The sequence below is a fragment of the Cronobacter malonaticus LMG 23826 genome, from assembly GCF_001277215.2.
In the GTDB taxonomy this organism is placed as follows: domain Bacteria; phylum Pseudomonadota; class Gammaproteobacteria; order Enterobacterales; family Enterobacteriaceae; genus Cronobacter; species Cronobacter malonaticus.
Genome location: NZ_CP013940.1, coordinates 3,528,555 through 3,546,431, shown reverse-complemented (window position 1 = coordinate 3,546,431; position 17,877 = coordinate 3,528,555). Strand labels below are relative to the sequence as shown.

Here is a 17,877-nt window from a genome sequence, read left to right as displayed (position 1 = left end):
TAAATATTTTTATGTGGGTGTTTTAAACCTTTTTTTCAGGTGTATTGTAACCTGACATTGATTTATTAAGGGAATAGCAATGAGCACAGAGGGTGCACAATTAAAAACGCTGGCAAAGAAAATCGGTAAATATTTCGTCGCGTTATTACCTTATTCGACAATACTTTCAGGCGTCATTATCTGGAGTTATCTTTCCAGCGTCGGCCGTGTTGATCTGTTAATGGGGGCGTTTTCATTTAACATCGGGTTGATATCGCTTTTGATTTCAGCCGCTGTGTTTTCGCTGATAATCTCTGTCACGCTGGTTTTGCCCAGTGCGATTTTACTGGCGCACAGTGAATTTTATCTTGAAAAAGACGATCAAGAACACAATAACTATTTGCCTCTGATATGTTTTGCTGTTTCGGTTATTTATCTTACGCTGATATTTTTATTGAGCGCGATATTTACCGAAGAACTACCTTTCAGTAACTGGATTATCTTTATTATCATCTTCCTCTTCGCAATATGGGCTGCTTACTATTTTAAAGTCGGCTTGATCAAGCATCCTTTTAATCAGCAAGAAAGGAAATGGTGGCTACCATATTTTAACCTCTTGATATTGCTTGTTAATATGCTTTTTATTATGTTGCCAGGATTATCGATATCGATACCAGCAGCGCTTCTTATTCATTCCAGTCGTGGTGAAGGTTTGTGGGCTCTATTTGTCGCATGGGCATTTATGAGTCTGTTTGCTTTCCTGGCTTTTCTGCCTGCGATTGTCCATTACTTACGTAACCGTAAGAGCCAAAACGATGCAAGCCAAAACAGTGAAAGTAATAATAGCCAGAAAGGTATCGATGCCCTCAAACCTTTTTTATTGACTTCAGTAATTGCAGTCATCTGCATCGTCCTGCTCTTTCCGACCCTGTGGAGCACGCTTGTTTTTGGCTCGCTGGTCTCTATTGGTCTGGTCGATCCACAGCCGCATTACTACCGGGTTGATGACGAGAAATTTTCACCTGCGTTGTTTCCGCAAGCCGTCTGGCAGACGCAGGAAATGCCAGGCCGCGATGAAAAAGCCTTTTTTATCCGCGGTGTAAATCTGTTTTCCACCGGCAGTGTCAATCTCATCTGCCCGGCTTATATTGTCAAACTGCGCGCGCAGGCCACGGCACGCGACTACGCGAATTTCATCCCCGGCAATAACGAAGCTTCGGTACGCTATTTCCGCCAGATGATGAAAGGCTGTGTCGCCTTTGAAACGGGCGAGATCCGCCGTTGGGATACGCTGTTTGACGCGAATGGCGCGATTAAAAAATAAATGCCTCTGAGAAAAACAGAGAGTGTCTCTGTTTTTCTTTTTTTCCTCACTTTCGAGCAAACCGCTAACGTTTTGCGCTTAGGCATTATTTTGTCATGCTGAAATCAGAAATTAAGCGGCGCTTAATTTGTATTCCTGAAAGTAACAACATGACCTGCGTCACACACTGCGTATTTATGGTGATTTTCCCACCAAACTTAGTACAAAAATCGGGCCTGAGCGGTGCTTATCCTTATAAAGTTTTTGGGTTTAATGCCGAAACTCTCTCCATCTGTCGTATCGGGAAGAGAAACCATGTTAAACCGCATCAAAGTTGTAACCAGTTTGCTGTTTGTTCTGGCCCTGTTCGGTCTGCTGCAAATGGCTTCCGGTGGCCTGTTCTTTAATGCCATCAAGAATGACAAGGAAAATTTCACCGTTCTGCAAACCATCCGTCAGCAGCAGTCCACGCTGAACGGCAGCTGGGTTGCCCTGATTCAGACCCGTAACACCTTAAACCGCGCCGGTATCCGTCACATGATGGATGCGAACAACATCGGCAGCGGCGCGACGGTGCAGGAGCTGATGCAGATTGCCAGCAGCTCGCTGAAGCAGGCGGAAACGCACTGGGCGGATTACCAGGCGCTGCCGCGTGACCCGCGTCAGAGCGAAGAGTACGCGCAGGAAATTAAGCGTAACTATGACATCTACCACGGTGCGCTGGCGGAGCTGATTCAGCTGCTCGCGGCCGGGAAAATCAATGAATTCTTCGACCAGCCGACCCAGAAATATCAGGACGGTTTCGAGAAAGCCTACACCGATTACATGGCGCAGAATGACCGCCTGTATGACATCGCCGTGGAAGGCAGCAACAGCTCCTATAGCATGGCTATCTGGATCCTGATTGGCGTGCTGGCCGTGGTGCTGGGCGTGATTGTCTGCGTCTGGTTCGGTATCCAGAACACCCTTATCACTCCGCTGAACCGCATCATTGAGAGCATTCGTCATATCGCGAGTGGCGACCTGGCGCGTCAGATTGACGTGGACGGCACGAACGAAATGGGCCAGCTGGCCGCCAGCATTAAACATATGCAGGGCGAACTGGTGCGTACCGTGGGTGAAGTGCGTAACGGCGCCGATGCCATCTACAGCGGCGCGAGCGAAATCTCTGCTGGTAACAACGATCTCTCTTCCCGCACCGAAGAGCAGGCCGCGTCTCTCGAAGAGACCGCCGCCAGCATGGAAGAGCTGACCGCCACTGTGAAACAGAACGCCGAAAACGCCCGTCAGGCGAGCCAGCTTGCGCTGAGCGCGTCGGAAACCGCCCAGAAAGGCGGCAAAGTGGTGGATAACGTGGTGCAGACGATGCGCGACATCGCCGGCAGCTCCCAGAAAATCGCGGATATCACAAGCGTGATTGACGGCATCGCCTTCCAGACCAACATCCTGGCGCTGAACGCCGCGGTAGAAGCCGCGCGTGCAGGCGAACAGGGCCGCGGCTTCGCCGTGGTGGCGGGCGAAGTGCGTAACCTGGCGCAGCGTAGCGCCCAGGCCGCGAAAGAGATTAAAGGGCTTATCGAAGACTCCGTCAGCAAAGTGGACGTGGGATCGACGCTGGTGGAAAGCGCCGGTGAAACCATGGGCGAGATCGTCAGCGCGGTCACCCGCGTAACCGACATCATGGGCGAAATCGCCTCTGCTTCTGACGAACAGAGCCGCGGCATCGACCAGGTCGGTCTGGCCGTCGCCGAGATGGACCGCGTGACCCAGCAGAACGCCTCGCTGGTGGAACAATCCGCCGCCGCCGCGAGCGCGTTGGAAGAGCAGGCGAGCCGCCTGACGCAGTCCGTCGCCGTGTTCCGTATCAGCCAGAGCGCGCAGGGCAAGCCGCGTAGCGTAAGCCCAGTTCAGACAAGCGTCGCGCCGGTCGCCGCGCCGAAACCCGCGGTTGCGCAGGGTAACGATAACTGGGAAACGTTCTAAGCGTTTCGTTAGCCGGTAAAAAGCCCTCGTCGCTCACGCGGCGGGGGCTTTTTTATGCCGGACGTTCAGCGCCCTGGCGCGCCTGCGAAAACGTGCGCCTGGCCCGATTCATTTATAATAAGAATCGGTTAACGACTTCTATAATTTAACTGTTTACCAGAATAATCAAACCGGGGCGTCTTTCTTACGCATGCACGCCATGTCATGTTCACACCTTTTTGACGAACGGGATCCTCTGTGCGCATCGCAACGATGACCAACATTGCCTATGGCGCGACGGTAGCGTTAACCCTGATTTCCGGGGTCGTGCTGATGATGGCCTCCGGCGCCGACAAGGCGGAGCGGGCGGCTGTGCGCCAGAGCGCGGCATACGACAGCCTGACGGAAACGGTAGAACAGGAGACTTACGCGCTTACAGAGCTGGCGCGCGTTTACGTGGTCGAGCGCAGGCCGCAGGATTTGACCGACTGGCAGGCGAAAAAGGCGCAGGATGATAAAGATGAAGCGCATCTGGCGCGGCTGCGGGATCTGGGCGCTACGCCTGAAGAGTTAGAACATCTGCGCCAGGGCATGGCGGTGGCGCATGCCCTGGAACAGGAGCAGCAGCAGGCGATGGACGCCGTAGCGCGTGGTGATAACGCACGCGCTCTGCAACTGCTGTTTGGCGTGAATTATGAGCATGAACTCGACCGGGTAGACCTGCAGTTCGCGCAATTTCGCAGTCTGCTTGATTATCGCACCGGCATGTCGATTAAGGCCGCGACCGAGGCCTCACAGCGGCTGCGCACGCTGTCGGAAATTATGGTCGGTCTCACCGCGCTGCTGTTTCTCTTCGTGCTTGGGTTTATCCTTAAGCGCCGCATTCTGCAACCGGTGGTGAAGCTGAGTGACGTGGTCAACCGTCTGGCAACGCAGGATTACGCGGTGGAAGCGCCGCTGTTACAGCAGGTGGATGAGATTGGCGACATGGCGCAGGCTATCCACGTGTTTCGCGAAAACGGGCTGGCGCGTCAGCGCCTGGAGCAGGAGCGCGACGCCGACTGGGCTATTCGTGGGCTGCTGTCGCGCATGACCCAGCGGCTGCAGGGCAGCGAATCGCGCGGCGATATTATTGAACTGGCCCGGCTGTTTGCCCCGCAGATAGCGCCGGGGCTGGCAGGCAGACTCTATGTGCTGGATACGCACGAGCATTTGATGGTTTGCGCCGCCCGCTGGCCTGAGACGTCCGGCGGCGATACGGCGTTTACCCCGGACGAATGCTGGGCGCTGCGTCGCGGGCAGACGCACAGCCCTGGCCGCGATCTGGTGGATATCCCCTGTAAACATCTGCCGCCCGCAGCCGCCATGCGGGCTATCTGCGTGCCGCTCATCGCCCAGAATGAAACCATCGGGCTGCTGTCGTTTGAAAAAATCAGTGAGGAGAGGGAGCCGCCTTACGTCTATCTGGAGCTGATGGCCGAGACGCTGGCGCTGGCGCTCGCCAACCAGAAGCTGCGCGATGAGCTAACCGAAAAGGCGATGTACGATTCACTGACGGGCCTGCGCAACCGCTATCACCTGGAAGACGCGCTGCACGCCTGCATCAGCCAGGCGGAGACGACCGGCTCGCCGGTGAGTTGCCTGATGATAGACATCGATTATTTCAAAACGCTTAACGATCGGTATGGCCATGACGCGGGCGATGCGGTGCTGAAAGAGGTGGCGCGGACAATCCGCGCGGTGCCGGGCGAGACGGCGCAGGTGTTTCGCTACGGCGGTGAAGAGTTTCTGATGCTGCTGCCCGGTATGCCCCAGGCGCAGGCTCATGCATTGGCCACGCGCATTCTGACGCAGGTCAGCGAGCTGTCGCTGCGTTATAACGGTCTGGAGATTGGCCCGGTATCCGTCTCCATTGGCCTCGCCACCTGGCCGGATCACGCGCGGCGCGACAGCCTGATAAAAAATGCTGATATCGCGCTCTATCTGGCCAAAGAGATGGGCCGCTCACGCATTGTGGTGGCGAACCGACTGAAGCCGGGAGCCTGACGGCGCGGTTACGGTTAGTCTGAAATTCGCGCCGCGTAAGTGCCGTCAGGCGCGTGCGGCGGCGGATAACCGTCGTCCGGACCATCTGCAACACCGCCTGCCGTTTCGTAAATCCGCTATTTTTCCTCCTATACTCACCCGTTTATCCCAATATATTTTCTGGCAGAATGCTTCCCTTACCACAGGCGGGCGCGCTGCTACTGACGCGGAGGCAGAACATGAAATTTCCTGGTATCCCTGAAAATGAAGAAGAGCGACTGAAGTCGCTGTATATGATGGATCTGCTTGATACCAGGGATGATGAGCGTTTCGAACGGCTGACGCGGGTGACAAAAAAGCTGTTTCGCGTGCCCGTCGCGCTGATTAGTCTGCTCGATCGCGACCGCCAGTGGCTGCTGGCCTGCCAGGGTCTTAACACGCGCGAAACCACACGCGACGTCTCGTTTTGCGGACACGCGATTTTGCAGGAAGGGCCGTTTATCGTGAACGATGCCCGTCAGGATGAGCGCTTTCACGATAACCCGCTGGTGACTGGCGAGCCGTTTATCCGTTTTTATGCGGGTTATCCGGTGCATCTGCCGGATGGCGCGGTGGTCGGCACGCTTTGTATTATCGACGGCACGCCGCGCGATTTCAGCGATGACGATATCGCGACGCTGAAAGATCTGGCGTTTATCGTTGAAGATGAGTTTCACGTTATCAGTATGGCGATGACCGACAGCCTGACCGGCATTCCGAACCGCCGCGGTTTTTACCGCAGCGGCGAGCGGCGTTTTCGCGGGTTACGGGAGAACGCCGAGCCGTTCAGCATTCTCTATTTCGATCTCGACCGCTTTAAGCCGATTAACGATTTGTGGGGCCACGCGGAAGGCGACGAAGTGCTGAAAGTGTTCGCGAGCCTGTTACGTCAGCATCTCGGCCCGAAAGATATCGCCGGACGGCTGGGCGGCGATGAGTTCGCGGTGCTGCTGACCCGCGAGAGCGACACGCAGCCGTTTCTGAATAACCTGCGCGCGAGCCTGGACGCGCATAACCAGCGCGCCGGTAAGCCTTACAACATCAACTACTCGTACGGAATGCTGCATCGCGATTCGGGCAATTACGACTCTTTGCTTGAGATGATCAAAGAGAGCGACAACGTGATGTATTCCGAGAAGCGCAGAAAGCGGATCGGCTAACGAGCGGGATCACCCGCTCGCGTTGATCACCTTGATGGACACCATGCCGATACCGAGGCGGCGCGGCGAATGGCCAAGAATGTTGCCTTCGTTGGTTGACTGCGGCTCCGGCGGCACAATCACCAGCGTGTTGCTGCGCGTCGGGTTCTCGAAATGCAGCGTGGTGGTGGAGACTTCGTTGCCGAGCGTCAGCGTCTGTTCGCTGTCGCCCACCTTCACCGGCACCGGTTTCCCGGCGTTCGGGCCGAACGCTTTGGCGGTGATGACTAAATCGAATTTTTCCGGCAGCGGCCGGTTATATTCTATTTTCACTTCTTCGCCGAGCTGCGCGTTAGACCAGCGCCCCCAGGATTCCGGGCGTGAAATGCCGGAGAACTGTTTCACCTCTTCCGGCGCGCCCGCCACGTTGAAGATAAAGCTGTCGGCCTGATAGCGGATGTCGTTATCCATCACTTTGAGCGTCTCGACATTGCGCTGGTAGCGCGCGGTGTCGATAACCGTATCGCGAAACGCCGCTTTGCCCTGCCAGGTGGCTTTATCCACGCGTTGCACCTTTTGCTCGCCGCCGAGCTGGCCCTGCGAGACGCAGTAATCGGTGGAGAGCGCCAGCGCAGGCGCCCACAGACGCGCCATCTTGTAGCAGTTATCCACCCACAGGAAGTTATCGCGCGGGGCGAAATCCGCCAGCTGGAAGCGCAGCGGCGCGGAGTATTCGCTCTCCGGCAGCGGCTCGATACGTTTATCCGACACGCGCAGCAGCAACGGCAGGCGGAAATGGCTGCCGGAGAACGTGATGGTCTGTTTTTGTGTGTCGACAGTAAAGCTGTCGATTTTCGACGGGAATTTCCACAGGCTGATGATATCGGGCTTCCACGCCAGCACTTTCGATTTCATGTTCAGGAACACGGTCGAGAGCGACTGGCCGGAAAGACTGCTACGCCCGAGCCCCAGATAGTTGTCGCCGCCCAGCACATCGAGCACCGTCGCGCCGTTATCCATCGTGTTGCGTTTCACCGCCAGCACGTCTTGCTGCGGCTGATCGCCACGCAGAATAAAGAACAGATTATTACGATCCTGTTTGCTGAGATATTTATAGGCGGTGTTGTTCATCGCCAGATGATCTGACGAGACCACGATGACGGTGTTCTTGAAATAGGGCGACGCTTTGATTTTGTTGATAAACGCCGCGATATGCTCCTGGCTGCAGGTGACCGCGCTGAAAGACTGGTTCGGTTTGCCTTCGAACGGGTAGCTCTTGCGCGCGCAGGTGCGCGAGACGAAACCGTCCGGATGATGCGTATCAACCGTCAGCGTGAAGAGCGAAAAGCGTTTGCCTGATTTTGAGAGTTCCTCAAATTTTTTCCACGCCTGATCCAGCACCGTATCGTCATAAAAGCCCCAGTCGTTGCGATAGGTTGGGTCCGCCACCGCGCTTTTTAACTCTTCGGCGCCATAAAGATGATCAAAACCGTGCGATTTCAGGAAGACGTCTTTTCCGGCAAAGCGCAGGTTGGCGCCCTGAATAAAGTAGTTCTCATAGCCGGAGTTTTTCAGGATATCGCCCAGGCAGACGTTTTGCGGGAAAAAGCTCGACATTGAGGCGGACGCGTTGCCCTCAAAGGGCGCGAAGAGCGGAATGCCGCACTGCGAGGCGACCATACCCGCGATGGTGTAATCGGTGCCGGGAAGCTGCGCGGTATGGCTGAAATCGATGCCTTCGTTTTTCAGCGCGCCCAGCTCCGGCGTCAGGTTCGGAAACGCGTCGTTATCAAAATAGGTGCGCTCCAGACTTTCGCCGTAGATATAGACCAGGTTGAGTTGCGGGTTGTCGATGCGCTTTTGCGGCTCTTGATAATACGCCGCAAAGTCTGGATCGCCCTCGGCGGTCTGGGATTTCACCAGCTCCGTTATCTGGCGAAACGCCGGACTGGCGTCCACCGAGGCCAGCGCCAGCAGCAGTGCCGCGAAGCTGTAGCCGAAGTGATAAGGCAGATGGCGGCGACGGCGCAAAATCCATGTCAGCAGGCCAAAGACCGCCAGCAGCGCTGCGACCAGCCCGATACCGGGCAGGATGTATTTGCTGACGCCCGCGCCGGTGAGGCTGTTGGTAAGAGTGTAGAGCACCGCGTCATTAATGCCGTCGCCAGTAAAATAGTTGCTGGCAAGCAGCGTCAGATTCAGGATAACGAACAGCCCTAACACCACCAGGGTGGCGATAAACCACCAGGTGTTACGGCCCGCCTTGAAGGCGTAAATCGCCACGGAGGCGATAAAGAAAAGTATGGAAAGCCACTCTGACAACACGACATCCTCGAAGCGAAGGCGCCAGGCCCGTTGGGGTTAAACTGCTTTTTTAACATCGCAATATAACTTTCCTGTCATATTCGTACCATTTTAGCGTCATCTTTTTATGGAGCAGTTCAGATAAGGTTTAGATATGCGGAATTATGAGCCGCGTCTCATCGCCTGTGGCGCGGATGTGGCGCAGGACAGCCGCAGAAAAGAGGTGTTTAGTAATACACAGTAATCGGAAGCGCTAAAAAGCGACTTCTTTTATGAAAATTTTATGACGGCGCAGATTTCACTACAAAGACGCAAAAATTAAGCGAGACGGCAGGGAAGGTGAAGTGACGGGGCGCAGAAAAAACGCCCCGTAAAGCGAGGTTTAATACTCTTTACCAGTGACGCGGCTGCGGTAGCTGTCCCAGTTAAAGTTTACCCAGAGGCTGTTGCCAAGGCGCATACGATCCATCACGCGCTCGCCGAGAAGCTTGGTCATCTCTTCCATGTTCTGGTTGGTGAGCATGCCGGTCGGACGCTTGGACGACGATCGGCGATCCACCAACTGGTTGATGATCACTTTCTCGTAGCGCGATTCGCTCTGCATACCGATCTCGTCGATCACCAGCAGATCGACGCTGCTCAGATCTTTTAAGAGCTGCTCTTCGCTGGTTTCGCGGTTGCCGAACGTGTCTTTCATGGCGGACATGATATCGGCGACGGTAATGATCATCACCGATTTACCGCGCAGCAGCAGTTCATTACAGATCGCGGCGGCAAGATGGTTCTTGCCGGTGCCCGGTTTACCGGCGAAGACAAAGCTCGCGATATTGCCGTCGAAGGCATCGACATACTGGCGCGCTTTATTGACGGCGTTCATCTGCCCGTCGTTTTCGACACGATAATTGTCAAACGAACAGTTTTGATGCAGCGGACGAATACCAGAGCGGTTGAACGTGCGCTGCATTTTCATGGCGCGGTTTTCGCGCTCGATGGCTTCTGAGCGAATCCGCCCCTGCTCCTGCTGCCAGGCGATAAGCTCTTCACCCGTTTTAAAGGCCGGTTTAACATCGGGCGGCATTAGCCGCTTCAGGCGCATCATCAGGTCAGTGACGTTTTTCATTGTTACCCTCGAAAGCCGTCAGGAATATGGTCGTCCGGCTGCGCGATAGCGTTCACGTCGCGGCGCGCCGATGACGTAAAGGTGGCGCGGTTCATCTGAATACTGCGCGCCAGCTTCTGCTGCCACTGGATATGGTGGAAGACTTTACCTTCCGCCTGCCAGTAGGCGACAAACGAGGCCAGCTCTTCGCTGGTGACCGGCTGCGCCAGCGGAATGCCCCAGAGCGCGGCCATGCGCTGGAACTCCGGGTCGGGCTGCCAGCCCGGATACATGGCGAATTTGCCCATCGGCACCGGCACGGGCTGGGCGACGTCGTTTCCTTCGTCGAAAAATTGCGCTTCCAGCGCGACATCGGAGCGGGGCGCGGCGAGCTGTTTTTCCAGCGCCAGCAGTTCCGCCATGCGCGCCGGCGTCACGGCATAAAATGCGGGCGCATTGTTATCAAACACCGCCACGGCCCCACGTTCGGCGTGCGCCAGCGCGCTGCCGGGATTGCGCCGGAAGGCGTCAATATCAACGACATCAGGGGTCAGGATTCTGGAAGACATAAAACGTTCTCAATCAAAGCGTTATCAGACACTGGCGCATAAATGGCCAGCAGAGGCGATAATTCCTTCATAGTAGCATAGTCAGACGCGCGGTTTGAGCTTATTGGCGCGCGGAAACGCACGTAAAAAAAGAGCGCGCCATGACATCTGGCGCGCTCCGCGTCCCCTGGTGAGGGCAGTTTCGTTTTTTATTTTAAGCTTCCCCGTTACTGGGGATAGCGTCAGGCAATGATGTTCAGAGTGACGTCGATGTTGCCGCGGGTCGCGTTAGAGTACGGGCAGACGATATGCGCCGCATCGACCAGTTTCTGCGCTTCTGCCGCGTCCATCCCCGGCAGATGAATATTCAGCTTCGCTTCGATACCAAAACCGGTCGGCAGCGGGCCGATCCCGACTTCGCCTTCGATAAACGCGTCTTTCGGCATCGCGATTTTGTCGCGAGCGGAGACGAATTTCATCGCGCCCAGGAAGCAGGCGGAGTAGCCCGCGGCAAACAGCTGTTCCGGGTTAGTGACGTCGCCGCCCATGCCGCCCATCTCTTTCGGTACGCCCAGCTTCACATCCAGCACGCCGTCAGAAGAGGTGGCGCGGCCGTCACGGCCTCCGGAGGCTTTTGCTTTGGCGCGGTAGATGACGTTTTCTAAAGACATGCAATATTCCTTATTTAAGTTTTAGGCTATTTAATCGCGTGCTACTTATTTGGGGCTTTCACACCACCCGAAGATGGCGCTTACTGCTGATTCAGATTGTGACGTAATGCGTCGAGCTGATCTTTCAGATCCAGCAAGGTTTCTTTGTCGCACGCGGTAGCGCAGAGTACCGAGCCCGGTATGTTGTGGGCTTCAGCCTTGAGCTTCCGGCCTGCGTCAGTAAGCGTGACGATCACTTGTCGTTCATCCTGACGCGAACGCTGGCGCATCAGCAGCCCCGCGGTCTCCATCCGCTTTAACAGCGGCGTCAGCGTGGCGGAGTCCAGATACAACCGCTCGCCGATGTCAGAAACGGTTACGTCGTCCTTCTCCCACAGCACCAGCATCACCAGGTATTGCGGGTACGTCAGCCCGAGCGGCGTCAGTAACTGGCGGTAAATTTTATGCAGCGCCAGGTTTGTCGAGTAGAGCGCGAAGCAGAGCTGGTTGTCTAAATCCAGCGAGAGCGCTTCGCTTTTTTGTTGTATCGTCTTCATGCTTTCAATATAGGTAGTGCGCGATTTAATTGCAAGTTAGTTTTTAGCTGTCGCTGTGATAGCCCTATACCCGCGGGCGTTTTCGATAGAGCCACAGGCCGGGCAGCGACAGCCCGATAGAGAGCGCGCCAACGGTTGAAGCCGCTTTAAGAAAGTTAGTGACCAACGAGACCATTAACGCGTCGGTGTAACCGAAGTGGCTGATTTTCACGGCAGCTATCATCGCTGAATAGGCCGAGATGCCAGGGAACATCGGGATCACCGCCGCAACGGTAAACACTTTCGGGTGTGCCAGGTACCAGCGCGACCACTGGATACCGATGCAACCGACGAGCATTGCCGAGAGAAATGTTCCCCATTCGATATTCAGCCCCATCATTATCATGACGGTGCGCGAGCCGTGACCGACGGCGCCCAGCAGCGCGCACCAGGGCAGGGCGCGACGTGGCACGTTAAACACCATCGCAAAGCCCGCCGCCGGAATCGCGGAAAGCAGCATATCTTCCAGCATCAGCGTAATAATACGGATTACATCCATCCCCGCAGCCCCCATAACGCCATCGCCATAATCACGCCAATGCAGGTAGCGAGCGTCAGCAGGCTCGCCATCGCCCAGCGGGCAAGACCGGTATTCACATGGCCTTTAAACATATCGGCCACTGCATTGATAAGCGGAAACCCCGGCACCAGAAGCAAGACGCTTGCGGCCATCGCCACGGCGGAGGTGCTGGCAAACGGCGGCAGCGCGAGCAGCAGGCCGGAGACGGTGGTCGCGACAAAGGCCGTCAGGCAGAAGTTAATTTGCGGGTGGAGGTGGCGCTGCGTCAGCGTCTGGCGCACATACATCGCCAGGGTGCTCGCGATAAACGTCACCAGCGCGCCGTCCCAGCCGCCTTTATTCATTTTGCAAAAGCAGGCGCAGGAGAGGCCGACCATCAGTACCACCTGCCAGCGCGGGTAACGCAGGGGCTTGAGCTGCGAGAAGCGTTTCTCAACGTCGTGCCGGTCCAGCAGCTTATGTTCGGCCATAATGACGATGTGCTGTACCTCGGTCACCATGTGCATGTTGATGCCGCGATCGACATTTTTCCGTGTCGTCGTCAGACAGTGGTGATCTTTGATGGTGGTCAGCACAATGGCGTTGGCAGAAATCGAGCTTTCCACGCTGTCCATGCCCAGCGCACGGCCAAGACGCGTGGTGAGTTCTTCAATCAGCGCGCTTTCCGCGCCATGCTGTAACAAATAAAGCCCGCACTGAATACACAAACGGGTCACATCCCGCTGCGATAAAGCATCCGCTTCCATATTCGGTCCTGGTGTTAAAAAGCGCCGGCGCGCCAGAAGTGTCCATTATTAACATGCGTGGCGCGATACAACCGCGGAGGCAGATCAAGCTTGCCGCATTTTTCGGCGTAGTTTCAGGTGACATGTGATGCGGCGAGCCGACAAGGGCAACACCATAAACGGGAGCGCGGCCTGTGATTTTATTTATTTTAATAATGAGTAGTGCGACAGAATTAATTAAACAGGTATTAATGTTGTGTCTATAAATAGACATTTTTTATCTTTTTACTATGAGAATATCCTTTAAACGAAAGCGGCGTATTTTTAGCCTTGTTTGTCGTTGACAGTAAAATAAAGGGTTCATAGAATGCCAGTGTTTACCCGGACAGAAATTCTTTTTGTCCACTTATATACATTATCTGCTTGTGCTTCTGCTGTTTTTCTTTATTCAGATATTGAGGTTTATTTACTTAATCCGATAAATGAGTTTCAAAAATATGTTTGGCCGGAAGGATATAACCGGAGGAAATATGTTACCAGGACGTTGCAAACAAGGCATTATCATTAGCCAGATTCCCGTTATGCATACCGGGCTGGAGGCCATTATGCGCCGCCATTTTCCGGAAACTGAACTTTATCATTACAACAACAGCGCAGAGATCTCGCTGCCGCTACTAAACCCGATCGATATGGTGTTGGCTGAACTGCCGTGTACACCAGAAGACGCGCGTCGCGAATGCGAAGGCTACTACTCGCTGGTGGCGCAAGCACCGGGCATACACTGGATTTTCCTTGTACCTGCGGCCTCGTTTAGCCTGGCAGTGCAAATGCTGATGCGCCCGGAGACTACGCTGCTTTCAACGGCGGAGCCGGTGGAAGGGGTCGTGAATGCCGTGCGCCTTGGGCGCGAAAAAGCGGAAAGGGTAAGCCAGATGTTAGTGACACCGCGCCAGACGCAGGAGAAAGGGCCTGCGGCTGCCGTAATGCTCACAACATCGGAAAAACAAGTATTACGTTTGCTTGGTAAAGGCTGGGGAATAAATCAAATCGCCCAGATGCTGAAAAAAAGTAATAAAACCATCAGCGCACAGAAAAACAGTGCCATGCGACGCTTATCTTTACGCGGTAATGCCGAAATGTATGCATGGATAAGCAGCTTGCAGGGGTTGAAGGAATTAAATTTGCTTTCATTACATAAGGAACAGGCTGAATGGAACACGGAGTCGAAAAACGAAACGTTGCGCTAATTGAAAAATGCGTAATGAGCGGCGAAGGAATACGATCGTTGCTGCAGGGAAATAATTCGACGTCATGCCGCCTGGAGATATTTTCCGACCATCATGCATTTATTGAAGCGCTGACACACCGCCACTTTTCCGCGGTCATCTTTTCGCTTGAAGGGACGCGCGAGCATCGGCGTGACTGTCTGCAGTTCGTCAGTGAAATGGCGAAAGCCTGGCCGCGCATGAAACGTATTGTGATGGTGAATAACGTGAATGAGGCGAAACTGATAAGCCAGCTTTCTCCTACGCCGTTACAGGGAATTATTGATAAATCTGAGACGCTGGCGCGCTTTACCGATGAGCTGATGTCTGCGATGAGCGATTCCGTTCGTGTTAGCGAGTCGCCTAATAAAATCTGGTACGCCACGCAGGGCTCGCGACTGCTAAGCCCAACCGAGCGGATTATCCTGCGCTACCTGACGGACGGTTATTCGGTATCGCAAATTGCCAGCCGTCTGGAGCGCAATATTAAAACCATTCGCGCGCATAAATTTAACGCGATGCTGAAGCTCGGTGTACATACCGATGCCGGGTTGCTGAATGCGGCGGATATTCTCCTGCATCGGGCAGGCTTGTTTTAAGCCTGCAGTTAGGCTGTTACTGCGTTACGCACATCACTTACAGACACACATCCACCCACTGCGCCTGGGTCAGTTCCGCCAGGCGAGTCGGCGAAATACGGACAGCGCTGTGAATAGCGCCTGCTGCGGGCAGCACTTCGTCATACTGGCGCAGTGAAACGTCGCAATAGACCGCCAGCGCGTTCTCCAGACCAAACGGACAGACGCCGCCAACCGGGTGGCCGGTCCATGTCACCACTTCGTCGCTGCTCAGCATCCGCGCTTTCGCACCGAACGTGGTTTTCAGCTTTTTGTTATCAAGCCGCGCATCACCTTTAGCAACCACCAGAATCACCTCGTTTTTGACTTTCAGCGAGAGCGTTTTGGCTATCTGGCCGGGTTCAACCTGATGGGCAGCGGCGGCCAGCGCGACGGTGGCAGTGCTCTGGTTAAGCTCAATAATTTCAATATCGGGGGCGTTTTCGACAAAAAACTGTCGTACGGATTCCAGACTCATTTATTTCTCCTGAAAATAGCTCTCCTAATCTGGCATACCGCACCAGGTTTTGTAAATTATCGGAAAAGCGCTTTTCTGCGGCTATCCGGTGTTTTCTGGATCTTCTTCACAATCAAAGAAACCGGTTACTGTAACCGGTTGCAGAGCGACCATCGCGGATTAATACTGGTGATGTAACCTCCCTCTGTAACCAATAATAAGAGCCGTCTATGAAACCTTTCTTTCTCAGTTACGCCGCTGGCAAGGCAGTCAGACACTGTTGCAGCCCGGAAGATTTCACTGCGCAGGAAGCAGAGCGACATACCCGGTTACGGTTTTCAGTTCAATGGATTATGGGATGATGCGCGATGGCCCCCGCCGCGTATTCACGTTGATTGCCTGACAGGAGAACCGCCATGTCTGCCAACCATGCTGCCTTTAATGTGATATTTCGCTTTGTTGAAAACTATGTCAGCCCGATAGCTTCCCGTATTTCCGCGCAGCGCCACGTGATGGCGATCCGCGACGGGTTTATCTCCGCCATGCCGTTTATGATTGTCGGCTCATTTTTACTGGTGTTTGCCTATCCGCCGTTTTCGCCCGACACCACGTTAGGGTTTGCCCGCGCGTGGCTGGATCTGGCGAAACAGTTTGAAGGGCAGATCCTCACGCCGTTTGATATGACGATGGGGATCATGTCTATCTACATCTGCGCCGCCATCGCTTATAACCTTGGCAAGCATTACGTGAAGTCACACCAGTTAGATCCTTTTATGTGTGCGATGTTGTCATTGATGGCGTTTATGCTGGTGGCCGCGCCGAAAACGAAAGGTACGCTGCCGGTGGACAGCCTCGGCGGTACGGGCATTTTCACCGCGATTCTGGTGGCGATTTACTGCGTGGAGATGATGCGTTTTCTGAAAGCGCATAACATCGGCATACGCCTGCCGGATCAAGTGCCGCCGATGATCAAAAATTCCTTCGATCTGCTGATCCCGGTGCTGGTGGTGGTTCTGACGCTCTACCCGCTAAGCCTGCTTATCCAGTCACAGTTCGACCTTCTGATCCCGCAGGCGATCATGGCTATCTTTAAACCGCTGGTCTCGGCAGCGGATTCGCTGCCCGCGATTCTGCTGGCCGTGTTGATTGCGCATCTTTTGTGGTTTGCGGGCATTCACGGCGCGGCGATTGTCTCCGGCATGCTGCAGATGTTCTGGCTGACCAACCTCGGGCTTAACCAGACAGCGCTGGCGCAAAGCGCGCCGTTGCCGCACATCTTTATGGAGGCGTTCTGGACGTTCTTCATTGTGATTGGCGGTTCCGGGGCGACGATGGGGCTGGTGTTCTGCTACCTGCGCAGCCGCTCGGCGCATCTGCGTTCGATAGGACGGCTCAGCGTGGTGCCCAGTATTTTCAACATCAATGAGCCGGTGATTTTCGGCACGCCCATCGTGATGAACCCGGTGTTCTTTATTCCGTTCCTGCTGGCCCCGATGCTGAATGCGGTGCTGGCCTGGGCGGCGATGAAATTCGATTTAATCGGCCGCGTGATTTCTGTGGTGCCATGGACGGCTCCTGCGCCGGTTGGCGCGGCCTGGGCGCTGGGCTGGGATTTCCGCGCCGCGCTGCTGGTGATTGTGCTTGCGGTGGTGTCAGCCATCATCTACTTCCCGTTCTTTAAAGTTTACGAGAAGCAGTTGCTGGCGCAGGAGGCGGAAGAAGCGCTGAAAGAGGCGCAGGGCGCGGGCGAACAGGCCGCATGATGAGAAAACGGCGGGGAGACCCGCCGTTGATTATTTGAGTGTACAGTCGCCGCACTGCTGCACGTCAGGCAGCTTATAGCGCTGGCAGCAGGTGCGGCGCACCAGTAACCCTTCACGCATAACGACGGTACGAAACAGCGGGTTTTCCTCGCCATTCAGCAAGGTTTTTTCGAAAAAGCAGCTCTGGCGCAGCGCACTGACAGTCTCGTCGCCGAGCCAGTCGCGCCATTCGCCAAAACACCAGTTAATGAGATAACCGGTGTTGCTCCAGATAAGCTTGCCGTTGATATCGCCGGAGGCTTCCAGCGCCGCAACGACCGGAGTCATCACGTCCAGCAACAGTTTTTCCAGCCGCTCGCGCGCCGAAAGAGGAGTTGCGCGCGCATCTTCTTCCACCGTCAGATAAAAGCAGGCCGCGCGGCCCGTTTCGTGAAATTCGACGGCAATATTCTCTTCGCTCAGATCCAGCGCCTGTGGCTGTGTCAGGAGCGCCAGCATTAGCGGCGGCACGAGTAGCCCGAGATACCACTGCGCCCAGAGCGATTTCAGCGGCTTGTTTTCACGTACCGCGTGCGGCTGATTGCGGTAAATATGATCGGAGTAGAGCGCCATTAATGTGGCGAACGTCGCGGGCTGTGTCCATTCGCGAAAGGAGAGCGCCGCCGAAGGTGGCGTTTCGTCAAGCTTCATAATGTCGTGAAAATGCGCGCGGTGCGTCGTAAACGCGTCGCGCAGGCGCACCGCCAGCGTCGACGGCGGACGATGCAACGGGGCGCGCCAGAGTAATTCATCAACTGAATGAAGAGAGCGATAAGCCATAGCGTCTGTGAATAGCAAATCTAAATGATAATGATTGCCAATCCTAACTATAGGCCAAAGCGATAGC

Annotated in this window: 16 protein-coding genes; 7 read left to right on the top strand and 9 right to left on the bottom strand. The window is 55.1% G+C overall.

Annotation, left to right across the window (positions count from 1 at the left end; genetic code table 11):
- Window positions 1-79 precede the first annotated feature (79 nt).
- The 4 genes from AFK66_RS22775 to AFK66_RS16600 all read left to right on the top strand — a co-directional run bounded on the left by AFK66_RS22775 (window position 80) and on the right by AFK66_RS16600 (window position 6,468).
- Window positions 80-1,303, top strand: a complete 1,224-nt coding sequence (locus AFK66_RS22775) for a hypothetical protein (RefSeq protein ID WP_023899488.1) — start codon at window positions 80-82, stop codon at window positions 1,301-1,303.
- Between the two features lie 294 nt (window positions 1,304-1,597).
- Window positions 1,598-3,265 carry a methyl-accepting chemotaxis protein gene (gene tsr, locus AFK66_RS16610; protein ID WP_023899487.1) on the top strand — a complete coding sequence of 556 codons (1,668 nt, stop codon included), beginning with the start codon at window positions 1,598-1,600 and terminating at the stop codon, window positions 3,263-3,265.
- 237 nt (window positions 3,266-3,502) lie between these two features.
- On the top strand, window positions 3,503-5,290 hold the full coding sequence (locus AFK66_RS16605) for a diguanylate cyclase domain-containing protein (protein ID WP_023899486.1): 1,788 nt from the start codon (window positions 3,503-3,505) through the stop codon (window positions 5,288-5,290).
- Window positions 5,291-5,508: 218 nt separating this feature from the next.
- Window positions 5,509-6,468 (top strand): GGDEF domain-containing protein, encoded by a 960-nt coding sequence (locus AFK66_RS16600; protein ID WP_023899485.1) that lies wholly within the window; start codon window positions 5,509-5,511, stop codon window positions 6,466-6,468.
- A 9-nt stretch (window positions 6,469-6,477) separates the two neighbouring features.
- Here AFK66_RS16600 and opgB read toward each other — a convergent pair whose 3' ends face one another.
- The 7 genes from opgB to AFK66_RS16565 all read right to left on the bottom strand — a co-directional run bounded on the left by opgB (window position 6,478) and on the right by AFK66_RS16565 (window position 12,910).
- Window positions 6,478-8,769, bottom strand: coding sequence for a phosphatidylglycerol--membrane-oligosaccharide glycerophosphotransferase (opgB, locus tag AFK66_RS16595; protein WP_032986253.1), 2,292 nt, complete (start codon window positions 8,767-8,769; stop codon window positions 6,478-6,480).
- Window positions 8,770-9,133: 364 nt separating this feature from the next.
- Window positions 9,134-9,871, bottom strand: a complete 738-nt coding sequence (gene dnaC / locus AFK66_RS16590; protein WP_004386494.1) for a replicative helicase loader DnaC — start codon at window positions 9,869-9,871, stop codon at window positions 9,134-9,136.
- A 2-nt stretch (window positions 9,872-9,873) separates the two neighbouring features.
- On the bottom strand, window positions 9,874-10,419 hold the full coding sequence (gene dnaT, locus AFK66_RS16585) for a primosomal protein DnaT (RefSeq protein ID WP_012815170.1): 546 nt from the start codon (window positions 10,417-10,419) through the stop codon (window positions 9,874-9,876).
- Between the two features lie 221 nt (window positions 10,420-10,640).
- The gene (locus AFK66_RS16580) at window positions 10,641-11,069 is read right to left on the bottom strand and encodes an organic hydroperoxide resistance protein (protein WP_007782722.1); all 429 of its coding nucleotides are present in this window, start codon (window positions 11,067-11,069) and stop codon (window positions 10,641-10,643) included.
- 80 nt (window positions 11,070-11,149) lie between these two features.
- The gene (locus tag AFK66_RS16575) at window positions 11,150-11,605 is read right to left on the bottom strand and encodes a MarR family winged helix-turn-helix transcriptional regulator (RefSeq protein WP_007782724.1); all 456 of its coding nucleotides are present in this window, start codon (window positions 11,603-11,605) and stop codon (window positions 11,150-11,152) included.
- Window positions 11,606-11,669: 64 nt separating this feature from the next.
- Window positions 11,670-12,143 (bottom strand): threonine/serine exporter, encoded by a 474-nt coding sequence (locus tag AFK66_RS16570; RefSeq protein WP_007782727.1) that lies wholly within the window; start codon window positions 12,141-12,143, stop codon window positions 11,670-11,672.
- Complete coding sequence (locus AFK66_RS16565) at window positions 12,134-12,910, bottom strand: threonine/serine exporter family protein (RefSeq protein WP_007782731.1); 777 nt, start codon at window positions 12,908-12,910, stop codon at window positions 12,134-12,136. The genes AFK66_RS16570 and AFK66_RS16565 overlap by 10 nt, the downstream gene beginning before the upstream one ends.
- A 509-nt stretch (window positions 12,911-13,419) precedes the next feature.
- Between AFK66_RS16565 and AFK66_RS16560 the strand changes: the two genes are divergently transcribed.
- Together AFK66_RS16560 and bglJ are read left to right on the top strand one after the other, a co-directional pair.
- On the top strand, window positions 13,420-14,136 hold the full coding sequence (locus AFK66_RS16560; protein WP_196246969.1) for a helix-turn-helix transcriptional regulator: 717 nt from the start codon (window positions 13,420-13,422) through the stop codon (window positions 14,134-14,136).
- Window positions 14,100-14,753, top strand: coding sequence for a DNA-binding transcriptional activator BglJ (gene bglJ / locus AFK66_RS16555; protein WP_007782737.1), 654 nt, complete (start codon window positions 14,100-14,102; stop codon window positions 14,751-14,753). Before AFK66_RS16560 ends, bglJ begins: the two co-directional genes overlap by 37 nt.
- Window positions 14,754-14,790: 37 nt before the next feature.
- Here bglJ and AFK66_RS16550 read toward each other — a convergent pair whose 3' ends face one another.
- A complete protein-coding gene (locus tag AFK66_RS16550) occupies window positions 14,791-15,249 on the bottom strand; it encodes a YbaK/EbsC family protein (protein ID WP_007782740.1) in 459 nt (152 codons plus the stop codon).
- Window positions 15,250-15,644: 395 nt separating this feature from the next.
- On the opposite strand from AFK66_RS16550, the gene AFK66_RS16545 reads away from it, so the two are divergent.
- Window positions 15,645-16,991, top strand: coding sequence for a PTS sugar transporter subunit IIC (locus tag AFK66_RS16545; RefSeq protein WP_007774450.1), 1,347 nt, complete (start codon window positions 15,645-15,647; stop codon window positions 16,989-16,991).
- A gap of 30 nt (window positions 16,992-17,021) precedes the next feature.
- Here the strand turns inward: AFK66_RS16545 and fhuF are convergent, their stop codons facing one another.
- Window positions 17,022-17,810, bottom strand: coding sequence for a siderophore-iron reductase FhuF (gene fhuF / locus AFK66_RS16540; RefSeq protein WP_023899483.1), 789 nt, complete (start codon window positions 17,808-17,810; stop codon window positions 17,022-17,024).
- Between the last annotated feature and the right edge of the window lie 67 nt (window positions 17,811-17,877).